Consider the following 14779-nt stretch of genomic DNA (forward strand, 5'->3'; position numbering starts at 1 on the left):
ACGGGCGGACAATGGGCAACGTCGAAAGGATTGGCAATGGTCGATGTCACGGTGATGGGGGCAGGGATTTTCGGCCTGTCGATCGCTTGGTGCTGCGTCAGGAAAGGCGCGCGGGTCCGGGTTGTCGATCCGTATCGTCCGGGAGCCGGATCAAGCGGCGGCCTTGTCGGTGCGTTGGCCCCCCATACGCCGGAAAACTGGAACGAGAAAAAGGCATTTCAGTTCGACAGCCTTATCGCGGCGGAGTCGTTCTGGGCAGAGGTCGATGGCGCGTCCGGCGTGTCGTCGGGCTATGGCCGGGTTGGCCGGTTGCAACCCATCGCAGATGATCGAGCGTTAGCGCTTGCGAGACAGCGGGTGGAAGGTGCGCGCGATCTGTGGCAGAGAAAGGCGGACTGGTCCGTTGTTGAGGCTGCGGAGGTGGGCGACTGGGCCCCCGAAACGCCGACCGGCCTGTTAATCCACGACACCCTGTCGGCCCGGATCAATCCGCGCGGCGCAGTTGCCAGCCTCGTCGCCGCAGCGAAGGCGAAGGGTGCGGAGGTCACGACGGAAACGCACTCAGCCGATGGAATGGTGATCTGGGCGACGGGGTATGAGGGATTGGCCGCGTTATCGGACGAGTTCGGGCAGCCCGTGGGCAGCGGCGTAAAGGGGCAATCCGCGCTGCTGGCGCTTGACGCACGTGAGATGCCGCAGCTTTTCGCGGACGGATTGCATGTGGTCCCGCATGAGGATGGCACGGTCGCCGTCGGGTCAACGAGTGAACGCGACTTTGATCGCCCCGACACGACCGACGATCAACTGGACGACGTGCTGCGCCGGGCGGAGGATGTGTTTCCCGTCTTGCGGCACGCCCGCACTATTGAACGATGGGCAGGGGTCCGGCCCCGCGCCCGAACGCGGGCCCCGATGCTGGGTGCGTATCCCGGTCGCGTCGGACATTTCATTGCGAATGGCGGGTTTAAGATCGGTTTTGGCATGGCCCCGAAGGTGGGGCAGGTCATGGCTGACCTCGTTCTTGACAATATTGATGACATCCCGGCGGAGTTTCAGGTGGAGGCCAATCTGCGCTGACGCTACTCGGCGGTCGCGACCATACATTGCCGCCCATCCGGCCCGCGCACCCAGAAATCCGCACCGGAGTTGCAGAACGTCGCGACCTCATCGTGAAACAGCGGCGCGGTCGCACGGAAGGTAAAGCGCCGCACAGCACCAAGCTCACGCTCCGCCATCACGATCAGACGCTGGGCCAGCAGCGGACCATGCACGACGAGGCCGGCGTATTCTTCGACCCCTTTCGCGTAGTCGAGGTCGTAGTGAATCCGGTGGCCGTTCATTGTAACCGCCGAGTATCGGAACAGAAGTGTGGTATCGAAGCTGTGGGTTTCGCGCTCCTCCTCATCCGTTCGGGCGATGGGTGGGGCGATCTGCTCAGCACCCGGTTCGCGATCCGGCAGGTAAACGAGGTCTTGCCGTTCCGAGATGCACAGAGCATCGTTCTGCCGAATGTCATGCCGCAGGCTGGTGATCGCCAGCGGTCCGGTGCGCCCGGTCTTACGCGCCACACGTTCAATCGTTGTCACTTTTGTTGCCGGGGTGCCGATCTCGACCGGCGCGTGAAAGTCGATCTGCCCGGCGGCCCACATGCGGCGGGGCAGGCCAAGGTCGGGGATGAAGCCGCCGATGCGAATATGCCCGTCCCGACCAAGCTTCTCGGCGGGCAGGGGTTCCCAGAAATAGATCTGGTGCCAAAACGGCGGCAGCGGATCGCCCGCTTGGGGTGGCGCCGACTCCAGACCAAGGATCGCGTGCATCGCGACCGCCCGCGCCGGATCAAGCTGGCAGTGGATCGTTTCGGTGCGTCCAACAGCTTCGTGCATGGATCAGTGCGCGACCTCCGCCCGGAGTTTGTCCATCAGCTTAGAGAGCGATGCGATGTAGCGTTCATTGGTCAGCCGGTCGTCATCGTCAAATTCATTCGCCGCCCCGGCGATCAAGATTTCCGGCCCGGTCAGCAGGCAGGGCGAAAACGGTGTCATCGCCAGGCGCAGCGCGTTTTGCGACCGTGCGCCCCCCGCACGGCCCGCCGCCGCCGACATGATCGCGACGGGTTTATCGGCCCACGGATTGCCCTCTGTCCGGCTGACCCAATCAAGGGCGTTTTTCATCACCCCCGACAGGCCGGAGTTATATTCGGGGCAAGAAATCACCACCGCATCCGCCGCGGCGATCTGATCGGCCAAGGTCTGCACCTTCGGCGGGATGCCGTCGGCCTCCTCCACATCGCCATTGTAAAGCGGCACGTCGAGGTCTGCGACCACAGGATCGGCGCCGAAAAGCCGCGCCGCTTCGTGCATCAGCTTGCGATTGAACGACCCCTTTCGCAGCGAGCCGGAGATCACGAGGAGTGAGAGATCAGACATGGGGCACCTTTCGTTAAATCTTGGCGTTTAGTGCATCAGCAATTGGGCGGACGCAAGATTTTCAGGCGCACAGAGGCTCTTCGATCCGCGCACAATCGTTACGATTTACGCGCCGGTGCGCCGCCCTCAAACGCGTTGCCGTCGGTGTAGTTGCAGGGGTCTTCCTGCATTTCAAGGTGCAGTCCGTTGCCGGTATAGGGGTGCGCGCGGGCGAGGTCTTCGTCAAATTCAATGCCCAGACCAGGGGCGGTTGGGGGCAGAACATATCCGCCCTCCCAAGTGATCGAATGTTTGATGAGCGGCAGGTGAAAATCCCCGCCAGTGCCGATGGTTTCGACCATCAGGATGTTCGGAATATTCGCAGCCAACTGGATATTTGCAGCCCATTCGACCGGCCCGGCATAAAGATGTGGGGCGATTTGGGCGTTGTGCGCTTCGGCAATTGCCGCGATTTTCTTGGTTTCGAGGATGCCGCCGGATCGGCCAAGTGCGGGCTGAAGGATCGTCGCCGCCCCTTGGCGTAGCACCTCGGCGAACTCGGCCTTGGTTGTCAGGCGTTCGCCTGTCGCCACGGGGATAGAAGTCGCCCGCGCGACTTTGGCCATTTCGGGGATGTTATCGGGCGGGATCGGTTCCTCGAACCACAGGGGATCGTAGGGTTCCAGCGCTTTCGCAAGGCGAATAGCGCCGCCGGTGCTGAACTGCCCGTGCGTGCCGAACAGCAGGTCGGCGCGGTCGCCCACCGCGTCGCGGATCGCTTTGCAGAACGCGGCGGACTGGCTGATGTCGCGCATCGCGGGCATATGGCCACCGCGCAGGGTGTAAGGCCCGGCGGGGTCGAATTTCACCGCCGTAAAGCCGATGCGCACCATTTCGGCGGCACATTCGGCGGCCATTTGCGGTGAGGTCCAGAACTCCGACATCTCATGTTTTGGCAACGGGTAGAGGTAGGTGTAGGACCGGATGCGGTCATTCATCCGCCCACCCAGCAAGGCGTGAACCGGGCGATCATGGGCTTTGCCGAGGATATCCCAGCACGCAATCTCCAACCCCGAAAACGCGCCCATGACCGTCAGATCGGGCCGCTGGGTGAAGCCAGAAGAATAGGCCCGGCGGAACATCAACTCGATATTTTCGGGGTTTTCGCCCTGCATGTAGCGGGCGAAGACATCCTCAATCACCGCCTCCATCGCTATTGGGCCGACGGAGGACGCGTAGCATTCGCCGTATCCGACGATCCCGTTATCCGTCGTCAGCTTGACGAACAGCCAATATCGCCCGCCCCAGCCGGGTGGCGGGGGGCCGACGACGAAGATTTCAAGGTCTTTCAACTTCATCAGAACATCACCACATTGCGCCGCGCCGCACCGGTTTTAGTATCCGCGATGGCCTCGTTGATTTCATCAAGGCGCCACCGGCCCGAGATAAGCTCATCCAGTTTCAGGCGGCCCTGTTGGTAGAGATCAATCAGCCACGGAATGTCACGGCTGATCACCGTATCCCCCATTTTTGAGCCGATCATTTGTTGCCCAAGGGCGGCGATCATCACAGGCTCATACGTCGCTTCTGCCCCCGTGTGGGGCATCCCGACCATGACGACTTTGCCTTTCGGTCCGACATATCGCGGGGCGGTTTGATAGGCCGGAATCGCGCCGACCGTCACGAACACGGCGTCGGCCATGCCTGGCCCCGTTATCTTTTTCACCTCGGTCCAAGGCGCGTCACGGGTCGCGAGCACACCATGCGTCGCGCCAAAATCAAGCGCGGCGTCAAGTTTGTCATCCGTCATGTCAACGGCGATGATCTTGGACGCGCCTGCCAAGTATGCCCCTTGGATCGCGTTTAACCCGACCCCGCCCGCGCCGATCACCACTGCCGTTTGGCCGGGGCGCATTTTGGCAGAGTTCACGACCGCCCCGACGCCAGTGATGACGCCGCAGGACAGCAGGCTTGCCACGTCCATCGGCATGTCGGCAGGAATGGGTGCAAGCTGGCTGGGCCGGACGACGACCCGTTCCGCAAACGCGCCGCAATACATGGCCTGTTCGACGGCCGATCCATCCTCTAGCGTGATGGGTCCGTCCATCGCATTGTCGCCCGCGCAGGCAACCGGTGCGCCGGTGGCGCAGGGCGCGCAAGCTCCGCAGGATCGTATGAGGGTGACAATCACCGTGTCGCCGACCGCATAGGTCTGAACGCCCTCGCCAACCGCGCTGACGCGGCCTGCCGCCTCATGCCCATAAATCGCGGGTAGGGTGCCGCCCCAACCCCCGTCGATATAGGAAATGTCGGAATGGCAGATTGCGCAGGCGTCTAGGGTAACCTCGACCTCGCCCGCCTCGGGAGCCCTCAAATCAACGGTTTCGATTGAGAGCGGAGCGCCAAAGGAATGCGCGACGGCGGCGCGGATTTTTGTCATGGGCGATCCCTCGATCAGCAGTTTTGCAAAGCCTGCGTCGAACCCGCCCACGGTGCAAGCCTTGTGCGCGACATCAGCGGTCGGAATGCGGCAGTTCGGTTAGTCCTGATGGTTCAACTGCATATGCGCCATGATCTGCCCGTGGTCGGAAGCGAGCTTGTTATACGGGGCTTCCGGGTGCGATCCGTCGGTCAGGTGGTCGTTAAGAACGCTGAAATACTCCATCTCTCCAATCCGGCGGTCGTAATCCGGGTGGAAATGGCGCGACAAATAAATTTGATCGATCGATTCAAAGATGCCGCCAAACGCCGAGGTATAAACCATGTCCCGCAGGCTTTTGCGGACGAACAGCTTTTCGGCAGAATGCAGGCGCACACGTTCAACCGCTTCGGTGATCTGTTCGTGTTCTTCCTTGGTGTAGCGGTCATTGTAGCTTTTCGCGTCGTGCCGCAGCATCCAGCTATAGTTCTTGAACGGCACCTCGCCCGAGATAATCTCAGAGCTGACCGCATGTTCGCCGTCGTTGAAATCACCCATGACCATTACAGGATGACCTCGGTTCAATTCATCAAGGATTTCGTTGCGCAGAACCCACGCTTCGGCCATCCGGCGAAGCGCGGCACGCAGGCTGCCCATCGCGCGACCTGACGGATCGTAGCGGGTCAAATCCTGTTCAGGTGCGTATTCCGCACCGTCCGGGCGGATATGTTCGCCGAGCTTCGATTTAAGGTGGCAGTTAAAGACCGTAACGACTTGGTTCCCAATCGGGATGCGCACCTTGAGGATTGGGCGCGACAGTTTTGAAACCGTGTAATGCCCCGCATCCGCCCCACCGAGTTCTTGCAGCGGCACATTCACGGGTTCGCCCAGAACCTGAATCACCTCAGGTTTTTCCGCAAACCCGTGCCGTGACAGGACTGCAAGCCCCGGACGACGATGGCCAGGCTCTCCATCATTGGCGTTCGGCGCAAAGGCGAGGGCCGCACCGGTATAGGGCGTGTAGGCGAGTTTTCGGAAAATTGCCTTTTTATGGTAGCGCTTTGATTTGTTGGGGATCGTCGCCTCGTTCGCGGCGATGCCGCGCTCATCCGTTTCGGCGATCACGTCGCGCAGGGCGCTTTCCTCAAAAATTTCCTGAAAACACACGATGTCGGCGTTCATCGTCAAAAGCTGGTCCGCCATCCAATCCTGTTTCCAGGCGTATTCTTCGGGGGTGTAGGTCTGAAATTCGTAGTATTCCTGATCCGCGCCGATCAGGTTTTTGACGTTGAAACTCGCGATTGTGAAACGGGTCATTGGCTGGGTCCAAACTTTGTAAGGGCGCTCAGGAACATCTTGGTATCGACGTTACCACCGGTCGCGACGCAAATCACGGACTCTCCTTCGATCTCATCCGGGTGGAACAAGGCCGCCGCAAGTGCCGCCGCGCCGCCGGGTTCAAGCACGATCTTCAGGCGGGCGAAGGCAAGCGCCATGGCTTTCAGGCATTCGTCGTCCGTCACCACGAGGCCGGGACCACACAGGCGTTGCATGATCGGAAAGGTGATCTTGCCCGGCGCGGGCGTCAGGATGGCGTCGCAGATCGACCCGAAGGCGCTATTGTTCCGTTCGATCCCGCCAGATGCCAAGGATCGGCGGACATCATCAAACCCTTCCGGTTCCGCCGGACGGGCGCGCAAGCCGGGCGCGGTATCATCCAGCGCGAGCGCAATGCCAGAGATCAGTCCGCCACCCCCGCAGCAAACGATGACATCGGCGTTGTCGATGCCTTCCGCTTTAGCCTGCTCCGCGATTTCAAGGCCCGTCGTGCCTTGGCCTGCGACCACCAGAGGTTCGTCAAATGGCTTGATCAGCGTCAGGCCACGTTCTTTCGACAATCGGTCGCCGATTTCATCGCGATCCTCAGTCGCGCGGTCGTAAAGAACGACTTCGGCCCCCAACGCGCGGGTGTTTTCGATTTTCATGCGGGGCGCGTCTTCGGGCATGATGATGACGGCGGGGGCGCCATGTTCTCGGGCGGCCAGCGCCACACCTTGCGCGTGATTGCCGCTGGAAAACGCGATAACGCCCTTCGTGCGTTCGTCGTCCTCCATCGCCGAAACGGCAGACCATGCGCCCCGGAATTTGAACGATCCGGTGTGTTGCAGGCATTCCGCCTTCACAAACACCCGCCGCCCAGCGATTTCATCAAGAAACGGAGAGCTAAGCAGCGGCGTCCGCCGCGCGTGGCCGTCCAGCCGCCCGGCCGCGGCGCGGATCATTGCGATGTCGGTCAATCCGCGTGCTCCGTTGTGTGCTGCCTGACGTTTTCGATAAATGCGTGCAGGACCGACAGGCTCTCAGGTTCATCCAGAAACGGAACGTGGCCGCGTCCGGGGACATCAGCGAACAGCATGTCGGGCCGCCTGTTGCGCATCTCAACCGCCGTCGCTTCCGCTAACAGGTTGGAGTTCTGCCCACGGATCAGGGCGAGCGGTATCCCGTCAAACGCATCAAACAGTGGCCACAGATCGGGCGTCGGCTGCGCACCCGCGATTTCGACCGCGCGGCGCAGTTTGGGGTCGTAGTTGATGCCAAGCCCCTTTTCGGTTTCGACATGGTGGCGCTGCACTTCATGCATCCAACGGCTCATTGGGACGTTGTCGAAGCCCTCCATAAATTCGGCACGGGCTGCAGCAGCGTCAGCATAGGTTTTCTGCGGCGGGCGGCGACCCAGATAGGTCATGATGTGCTTTAACCCCTCTGGCGCAACCTCTGGTCCGATATCATTCAGGCAAACGCCGGTCAGCCGATCCTTGGCTGTCGCGGCCAGCACCATCGCGATCAGCCCACCGCGAGAGGTTCCGAGGATCGCGCAGCGTTTGAGGTTGAGGTGATCCAGCAACTCCACAACGTCCCGTGCTTCGATGGGCACGGTGTAGGTTTCATGATCCGCGTGTTCGGATGCACCCCGTCCGCGATAATCAAGGCGGATCAGGTGGACGCCCCTCAGATGCGGCGCGACATAGTCGAAATCCGTAGAATTCCGCGTCAGCCCTGCGAGGCAGAGCAGGGGTAGCCCGTCGCCTTCGTCGCGATAGGCGAGGTTGATCCCGTCCGAGGTCGTAAAATGCTTCATGCGTCAAGCCCTTCGGCAAGTGTCGGAAGTGTGGTGAGGTTGCTTAGGATATGCTGCGGGGTCCAAGGCAGGCGATCGACTGGCTCCTCCGCGCGGTTGACCCATACGGTTTGAAATCCATAGCCGGCAGCACCTGCCGCGTCCCAACCGTTTGAGGATACGAACAGCACGTCTGCTGGTGACGTTCCGAAATGCGCGCCGACCATGTCGTAGACCTTGCGATGGGGTTTGTAGACGCCAACATCCTCGACCGACAAAACCGCATCCAGGTGGTCGGAGATCTCCGCCGAACTCACCGCGCCGTTCAGCATGTCGGGTGATCCGTTTGACAGGATGGCTGTCGTTTTGCCCGCTTGTTTCAGGGTCGCGAGCATTGCAGGAACCTCGGGGTAGGCCGAAAGCTCCCAATAAAGGGCGAGCAGTCGTTCCCTAAGCCGGGCATCATCAAGGCCATTGGCTTCCATCGCCCAATCAAGCCCGTCTTGCGTCACACGCCAGAAATCGTCATGCGCGTCTGCAATCGCGCGCAGCCACGTATATTGCAACTGTTTCAACCGCCAATCGCGGGCAAGCGCCTGCCAAGTGTCTGCAAGCGCTTCGTTTCCCGGCTCCTCCGCCGCTTGGCGGGCGGCGGCTGCGACGTCGAACAGCGTGCCATACGCATCAAAAATGTAGGTGGTTATCGGCATTCCCTGATCCTTTTCGGTCGGAGAGTGGCACAGCCACCGAGACAGGGAAAGCAGATAGACGACAGGGAAACCTGACCCGGCGGGGTTTACATTTTGGGCCATAGCCCCAAGGTTAAGGGCTCATCCGGAGACACCCGCGCAGATACGCGGCCTCCGCAAGCCATCCCCAAAATCAGAGAGATTTACCCATGACGCAAGTCAAGTCGGGCGATACCGTCCGTATTCACTATACCGGAACGCTGGCTGACGGCACGACCTTCGATAGCTCCGAGGGGCGCGATCCCTTGGAATTTGCAGTCGGGTCGGGTCAGATCATTTCCGGACTCGACGCCGCCATGCCGGGCATGGAAGTCGGCGAAAAGAAAACCGTCAACGTCCCCGCTGACCAGGCCTATGGCCAGGCCGATCCCGCCGCGCGTCAGGCCGTGCCGCGTGCCGACATCCCTGCCGACATCCCGCTTGACCTTGGCACGCAATTGCAGGTCCAGACGCCGCAGGGTCAGGCTGTGACCGTCACAGTCGCGGAAGTGACCGAAAGCGAAGTGACGCTTGACGCGAACCACCCGTTGGCGGGCAAGGATCTGACCTTCGACATCGAACTGGTCGAGGTCGCCTGATCAGAGATTTTCCGGCTGCGGCATGCCAAGCACGTGGTAGCCGCCGTCGACGGTTATGATCTCTCCGCTGGTGCAGGCGCCGTAATCGGACGCGAGGTAAACCGCCGTTCCGCCGATCGCCTCAAGCGTTGCATTCGCGCGCAGGGGGGCGTTTTCGGCGGTCTGGCGGAAGGTTCTGCGCGCACCGCCAATGGCCGCACCGGCGAGGGTTTTCATCGGACCCGGCGAAATCGCGTTGACGCGGATGCCGTCAGGGCCAAGATCGTTGGCAAGGTAGCGCACGGAGCTTTCCAGCGCAGCTTTCGCCACACCCATGACATTGTAGAATGGCGTCACGCGGTTTGACCCCTGATAGGTCAGGGTCAGCAGCGTGCCGCCATTCGGCATCATGGCTGACGCGCGGCGCGCGACGTCGATGAACGAATAGCAGGAAATCGTCAGCGAATTCTTGAAATTCTCTCGCGTGGTATTAGTAAAACGCCCGGCCAGTTCGTTCTTGTCGGAATAGGCGATAGCGTGGACCACGAAATCGAGACTGCCCCACGTGCTTTCAATCTTCTCAAACGCCGCGTCCATCTTGTCATCGTCGTTGACATCCGCATCGACGAGAATCTCGGACCCGAGGCTCGCCGCGAGCGGTTCAACACGCTTGCCGAACGCGTCGCCCTGATAGGTGAAGGCAAGCTCCGCCCCCTCAGCCGCCATCGCGGTTGCGATACCCCACGCGATAGAGCGTTCGTTCGCGACCCCCATGATGAGGCCGCGTTTTCCCTTCATCAGATCAGGCATTTGTTGTCATCCGTGATATTTGCTCATTGCGATCGTGCCGTTGGTGCCACCAAAGCCAAAGCTGTTGGACATCACGGTATCAAGCCCGGCGTTTTCGACGAACTCAGTTGCAATCTCTTCCGGGCGGATGCCGGGATCGAGATTTTCGATATTTGCCGACGGGGCGATAAAGTCACCGTTCAGCATGATGAGGCTATAGATCGCCTCGTGCACGCCAGCGCCGCCAAGACAGTGACCGGTCAGCGATTTTGTTGAGGTGATCGGCGGCACGTTGCCTTCGCCAAAGACGCGGCGCACGGCTTCGACCTCGGTCACGTCGCCAGCGGGGGTCGAGGTGCCGTGGGCGTTGATATAGCCAACCTTGCGGTCGCCAACGGTGGACAATGCCAGCTTCATCGACCGTTCCGCGCCTTCACCCGAGGGTGCGACCATATCGTGCCCGTCAGATGTCGCGCCGTAGCCGGTGACTTCGGCATAAATCTTCGCGCCGCGGGCAAGGGCGTGGTCGAGCTCTTCAAGAACCACAACACCGCCGCCGCCGGAAATCACAAACCCGTCCCGGTCTGCGTCGAATGCGCGGGACGCCTTTTCTGGCGTGTCGTTATATTTCGAGGACATCGCGCCCATTGCGTCGAACAGGCAGGACAGCGTCCAGTCGAGTTCTTCGCCGCCGCCAGCGAATACGATATCCTGTTTGCCGAACTGGATTTGTTCAACTCCATTGCCGATGCAATGCAGCGATGTGGTGCAGGCCGACGTGATCGAATAGTTCACGCCCTTGATCTTGAACGGTGTCGCAAGGCAGGCGGAATTGGTCGACGACATGCAGCGCGTCACCATGAACGGTCCCATGCGTTTGGGGGAGCCTTTTTCCTTCACGATATTATGCGCTTGGAAGAAGTTTGAGGTGGACGGACCACCGGACCCCATCACAAGGCCAGTGCGTTCGTTGGAGACTTCGTTTTCCTCAAGTCCGCTATCGGCAATCGCCTGTTCCATCGCGATGTAGTTATAGGCGGCACCCGGCCCCATGAAGCGAAGCTGCCGTTTGTCCACATGCTCTGCCACGTCGATCTGCGGCATACCGTGGATCTGGCTGCGGAATCCGTTTTCGACGTATTCCGGTGCCGTCACGATGCCGGAACGGCTTTCGCGAAGGCTTTTTGTGACTTCTTCGACATCGTTGCCGATGGATGAGACGACCCCCATCCCGGTAATCACTACGCGGCGCATATCCGCACTCCTTTTTTCGTCTGTGTCAGCTTTCCGACAGTGCGACCTTCATATCCTTGACCATATATATGACCTCACCGTCGGCTTCGACACGGCCATCGGCAACGCCCATCGTCAGGCGGCGGGTCTGCACGGCCTTGGTGAAGTCAACGTAGTAGGTCAGCATCTTCCGGTCAGGGCGCACCATGCCCGTCAGCTTGACCTCGCCCACGCCAAGCGCATAGCCGCGCCCTTGCCATCCGCGCCAGCCAAGGTTGAATCCGGTCAACTGCCATAGCCCATCCAGGCCAAGGCATCCCGGCATGATCGGATTGCCCGGAAAGTGACAGTCAAAGAACCACAGGTCCGGTTTGATGTCGAATTCCGCAACGACATGGCCCTTGCCGTGTTCGCCGCGATCACCGCTGATATCAGTGATACGGTCCATCATCAGCATCGGTGGTTCCGGTAGTTGCGCGTTTCCGGGGCCAAAAAGTTCACCCCGCGCACATTTCAAGAGCGCATCCCTGTCAAAGCTGGTCGGATAATCGGCCATATAGCCCTGTCCTTCGTTTGCGAAAATCAGTTTTCTCCGTGTAACACCGCCCAAACCGGAGTGGCAAGTGGGCGACGTTAGGGAAGCCAGACGCAGTTGCGACTGAAAATCATTTGAAATTCCGTGGTGATAGCCTTTATATATAGGCTGATTGCAACCAAGAGATGGCAGCAGATGACGCCGCAGGCGATTGACAGAGGAACGGAGTGGCTTTCCGAGGCCGGATTGCGCCCCACGCGGCAGCGTGTATCGCTGGCTGCGCTGTTGGTCGGTGACGGTCATGATCGGCATGTCACGGCGGAAAGCCTTTACGCCGCGTCGGTCGCAACGGGCGAACGGGTTGCGCTTGCCACAGTCTACAACACGCTGCGTGCGTTCTGCGATGCAGGGCTGATGCGCGAAGTGACGGTTGATGGCGCGAAAAGCTATTTCGACACCAACACAACGGACCATCCACATTTCTTCTGGGAAGATACGGCAGAGCTAACGGATGCACCTGCCGATCAACTGGTCATCGCGGAATTGCCGGATGCGCCCGAAGGGGCCGAAGTTGCGAAGGTCGATGTGGTTATCCGGCTGCGCCCGAAAAGCTAGTTGCTATCAGAACCACTGACCCGGTTCGATCAATCCCAAATCAAGCAATTGTTGTGAATTCCAATCGAACTGTGTGGAATTTCGCCAGCGGAAGGTATCAATTTCAAACCGTGACCCCGGATTCGATTTCAACGCCTTCGCCGTGCGGAACGAACAGATCGCCGCCGTCATGTTATGGTGCCACGGGCAGGAATAGGTGTTCATCTCCTCGTCCGTCAGAGTGTGATTTTCAAGCAGCTTCAAGCCGGGTTTTGCCTTGAACAACGCGATGCGGTCGATTTTGCGCCGTTCATACGGCACGTGTTCTTCAAACCGCCACCGCAGACCGCCGAAGAAATCAAGCTGGCGTTCTTTCGGCTCATAGTTCTGCTCAGGGTTTTTTCGGGCGAGGGCGTAGTAGCCGCGATTATCGAGGAATGCGTCGTCCAGCGACACCGCTGACGGATTTTCGCGAAGGTCGCCCGCGTAAAGGTCAACGACATAGCAAAGCACTGCCTCTCGGCGTTCTTCGGCGGTGTGGGTCAGCATTTCCCCAACGGTGCGGTGCTCGCAGAAGGGGAAGAACAGGTATTCCGCGTTGTAGCAGTAATAGACCCAGTTGCCGGGGGTCGCCGAAATCACCCGATTTACAGCGGCTTGTGTCGCCCCGTCGGTGTGTATGTCAAAGGGAATGACGTGGATAGTGTCGTTCGGCGGCTCCGCCAGCGCGAACCCGGCGGGGGCGAAGACCAGCACGGTTTTAAAGCCGAGTTTCACATGATGGCGGATCGTGCTTTCAACCTCGATCTCATCTTCGACAAAGATCAGGGCGATCGGCCCTTTTGACAGGGCATCGCCGCTTTGCCTCAGAAAATCGTTGAGGTCTTTGTAAGTCACGCTCGCCTCCGCATTGTGCTGCTGCTGAAAGTCGGTGAAATTCACCTGCATTGCAAGCGTTGCAGCGCGTGGCCGAAGCCTGTAGGAAAGCGGCCTCTACAACCCGGAAGGCCAATCCCGATGGCGGATACGAAAAAGCTATTTATCAAGACCTATGGCTGTCAGATGAACGTCTATGACAGTGAACGTATGGCGGAGTCGCTGGGCGCGGGTGGCTATACGCAAACCGACGCTGTGGAAGACGCCGATATGATCCTGCTGAACACCTGCCATATCCGGGAAAAGGCGGCGGAGAAGATCTATTCCGAACTTGGGCGATTCAAAGGGCTGAAGGCCGAAAACCCTGACCTGAAAATTGGTGTCGCGGGCTGTGTCGCGCAGGCTGAGGGCGAGGAGATCATGCGCCGTCAGCCGATGGTCGACCTGGTGGTGGGGCCGCAGACCTATCACCGCCTTCCCGATTTGATGGAGAAGGTCGAGGCTGGGCAAAAGGCGCTCGACACCGATTTTCCCGAGGAAGACAAATTCGACCACCTGACGACGCGACCGAAGGCGGATCGCGGCCCGACGGCGTTTCTGACGGTTCAGGAAGGGTGCGACAAGTTCTGCGCATTCTGCGTGGTGCCTTATACCCGCGGGGCTGAGGTCAGCCGCCCGGTCGATCGCATCCTGACCGAAGCGCGGGACTTGGTCGAACGCGGCGTGCGGGAAATCACCCTGCTGGGTCAGAACGTCAATGCCTATCACGGCGCGGGCGTTGACGGGGAATACACGCTCGCCAAGTTGATATGGGCATTGAACGATATCGACGGGCTGGCCCGCATCCGGTTTACGACGAGCCATCCCAACGACATGGATGATGCGCTGATCGCCGCCCACGGCGAATGCGAAAAGCTGATGCCGTATCTGCATTTGCCTGTGCAGTCCGGCTCTGACCGCATTCTGAAGCGGATGAACCGCAACCATACGGCAGAAAGTTATCTGCGGCTGATCGAACGGATTCGCGCAGCGCGGCCTGATATTCTGCTGTCTGGGGACTTCATCGTCGGTTTCCCGGAAGAAACCGATGCGGATTTTGCCGACACGATGGCGTTGATCGAGGAGGTCCGCTACGGGCAGGCGTATTCGTTCAAATATTCCACCCGCCCCGGCACGCCAGCGGCAGAGCGGGAGCAGGTTGATCCTGATGTGGCATCTGAGCGTTTGCAGGTGATGCAAGCGCTTTTGACCCGCCAGCAGCGTGAGATTCAGGACGAGATGATCGGCAAAACCGTCGATGTCCTATTTGAAAAGCCGGGCCGCCTTGAGGGGCAGATGGGCGGCAAATCAAGCCACCTGCACGCCGTTCACGTCACGGGTGCCAACGTGTCGCGCGGCGATATTCGACCGGTTCGGATCACCAAAAGCGAACCAAACTCCCTCGGCGGAGAGGTCGTTGGCGGCTGATCGGAAAAGCACCGCCCCCATCAATCTGTGTTGCAAT

At 60.0% G+C, this 14779-nt stretch carries 16 protein-coding genes; 4 read left to right on the forward strand and 12 right to left on the reverse strand.

Features of this window, described 5'->3' with window-relative positions:
• Nucleotides 1–36: 36 nt before the first annotated feature.
• The gene (locus ACEWPJ_RS01970) at nucleotides 37–1077 is read left to right on the forward strand and encodes an NAD(P)/FAD-dependent oxidoreductase (protein ID WP_416510485.1); all 1041 of its coding nucleotides are present in this window, start codon (nucleotides 37–39) and stop codon (nucleotides 1075–1077) included.
• A gap of 2 nt (nucleotides 1078–1079) precedes the next feature.
• Here ACEWPJ_RS01970 and ACEWPJ_RS01975 read toward each other — a convergent pair whose 3' ends face one another.
• The 8 genes from ACEWPJ_RS01975 to ACEWPJ_RS02010 form a co-directional block, all read right to left on the reverse strand.
• Nucleotides 1080–1883 carry an acyl dehydratase gene (locus tag ACEWPJ_RS01975; RefSeq protein WP_416510486.1) on the reverse strand — a complete coding sequence of 268 codons (804 nt, stop codon included), beginning with the start codon at nucleotides 1881–1883 and terminating at the stop codon, nucleotides 1080–1082.
• A gap of 3 nt (nucleotides 1884–1886) precedes the next feature.
• Entirely contained in the window at nucleotides 1887–2426 is a 540-nt protein-coding gene (locus tag ACEWPJ_RS01980) for an NADPH-dependent FMN reductase (protein ID WP_416510487.1), read from the reverse strand.
• A 98-nt stretch (nucleotides 2427–2524) separates the two neighbouring features.
• The gene (locus ACEWPJ_RS01985) at nucleotides 2525–3763 is read right to left on the reverse strand and encodes a mandelate racemase/muconate lactonizing enzyme family protein (protein WP_416510489.1); all 1239 of its coding nucleotides are present in this window, start codon (nucleotides 3761–3763) and stop codon (nucleotides 2525–2527) included.
• A complete protein-coding gene (locus tag ACEWPJ_RS01990) occupies nucleotides 3763–4845 on the reverse strand; it encodes a Zn-dependent alcohol dehydrogenase (RefSeq protein ID WP_416510491.1) in 1083 nt (360 codons plus the stop codon). The genes ACEWPJ_RS01985 and ACEWPJ_RS01990 overlap by 1 nt, the downstream gene beginning before the upstream one ends.
• A gap of 99 nt (nucleotides 4846–4944) precedes the next feature.
• Nucleotides 4945–6141, reverse strand: a complete 1197-nt coding sequence (locus ACEWPJ_RS01995) for an endonuclease/exonuclease/phosphatase family protein (protein WP_416510493.1) — start codon at nucleotides 6139–6141, stop codon at nucleotides 4945–4947.
• Nucleotides 6138–7121, reverse strand: coding sequence for a threonine ammonia-lyase (locus tag ACEWPJ_RS02000; protein ID WP_416510494.1), 984 nt, complete (start codon nucleotides 7119–7121; stop codon nucleotides 6138–6140). The genes ACEWPJ_RS01995 and ACEWPJ_RS02000 overlap by 4 nt, the downstream gene beginning before the upstream one ends.
• Nucleotides 7118–7963 carry an alpha/beta fold hydrolase gene (locus ACEWPJ_RS02005; protein WP_416510496.1) on the reverse strand — a complete coding sequence of 282 codons (846 nt, stop codon included), beginning with the start codon at nucleotides 7961–7963 and terminating at the stop codon, nucleotides 7118–7120. The genes ACEWPJ_RS02000 and ACEWPJ_RS02005 overlap by 4 nt, the downstream gene beginning before the upstream one ends.
• Nucleotides 7960–8652 carry a haloacid dehalogenase type II gene (locus tag ACEWPJ_RS02010; RefSeq protein ID WP_416510497.1) on the reverse strand — a complete coding sequence of 231 codons (693 nt, stop codon included), beginning with the start codon at nucleotides 8650–8652 and terminating at the stop codon, nucleotides 7960–7962. Before ACEWPJ_RS02010 ends, ACEWPJ_RS02005 begins: the two co-directional genes overlap by 4 nt.
• Before the next feature lie 188 nt (nucleotides 8653–8840).
• On the opposite strand from ACEWPJ_RS02010, the gene ACEWPJ_RS02015 reads away from it, so the two are divergent.
• A complete protein-coding gene (locus ACEWPJ_RS02015) occupies nucleotides 8841–9269 on the forward strand; it encodes an FKBP-type peptidyl-prolyl cis-trans isomerase (protein WP_416510499.1) in 429 nt (142 codons plus the stop codon).
• Here the strand turns inward: ACEWPJ_RS02015 and ACEWPJ_RS02020 are convergent, their stop codons facing one another.
• Genes ACEWPJ_RS02020 through fabA form a run of 3 tightly spaced genes read right to left on the reverse strand, consistent with a single transcriptional unit; the run spans nucleotide 9270 to nucleotide 11826 of the window.
• Nucleotides 9270–10058 (reverse strand): enoyl-ACP reductase FabI, encoded by a 789-nt coding sequence (locus tag ACEWPJ_RS02020; RefSeq protein ID WP_416510501.1) that lies wholly within the window; start codon nucleotides 10056–10058, stop codon nucleotides 9270–9272. It abuts the gene before it with no gap.
• Nucleotides 10059–10064: 6 nt separating this feature from the next.
• A complete protein-coding gene (fabB, locus tag ACEWPJ_RS02025; protein ID WP_416510502.1) occupies nucleotides 10065–11291 on the reverse strand; it encodes a beta-ketoacyl-ACP synthase I in 1227 nt (408 codons plus the stop codon).
• 25 nt (nucleotides 11292–11316) lie between these two features.
• Complete coding sequence (gene fabA, locus ACEWPJ_RS02030; protein ID WP_416510504.1) at nucleotides 11317–11826, reverse strand: bifunctional 3-hydroxydecanoyl-ACP dehydratase/trans-2-decenoyl-ACP isomerase; 510 nt, start codon at nucleotides 11824–11826, stop codon at nucleotides 11317–11319.
• Nucleotides 11827–12000: 174 nt separating this feature from the next.
• Between fabA and irrA the strand changes: the two genes are divergently transcribed.
• Nucleotides 12001–12420, forward strand: coding sequence for an iron response transcriptional regulator IrrA (irrA, locus tag ACEWPJ_RS02035; RefSeq protein WP_416510506.1), 420 nt, complete (start codon nucleotides 12001–12003; stop codon nucleotides 12418–12420).
• Nucleotides 12421–12426: 6 nt separating this feature from the next.
• Here the strand turns inward: irrA and ACEWPJ_RS02040 are convergent, their stop codons facing one another.
• Entirely contained in the window at nucleotides 12427–13296 is an 870-nt protein-coding gene (locus ACEWPJ_RS02040; RefSeq protein WP_416512985.1) for a hypothetical protein, read from the reverse strand.
• 120 nt (nucleotides 13297–13416) lie between these two features.
• On the opposite strand from ACEWPJ_RS02040, the gene miaB reads away from it, so the two are divergent.
• Nucleotides 13417–14742 carry a tRNA (N6-isopentenyl adenosine(37)-C2)-methylthiotransferase MiaB gene (miaB, locus tag ACEWPJ_RS02045; protein ID WP_416510508.1) on the forward strand — a complete coding sequence of 442 codons (1326 nt, stop codon included), beginning with the start codon at nucleotides 13417–13419 and terminating at the stop codon, nucleotides 14740–14742.
• The last annotated feature ends 37 nt before the right edge of the window (nucleotides 14743–14779 follow it).

Source organism: Aliiroseovarius sp. YM-037 (assembly GCF_048060095.1).
Classification (GTDB): Bacteria; Pseudomonadota; Alphaproteobacteria; order Rhodobacterales; family Rhodobacteraceae; genus JBLUOA01.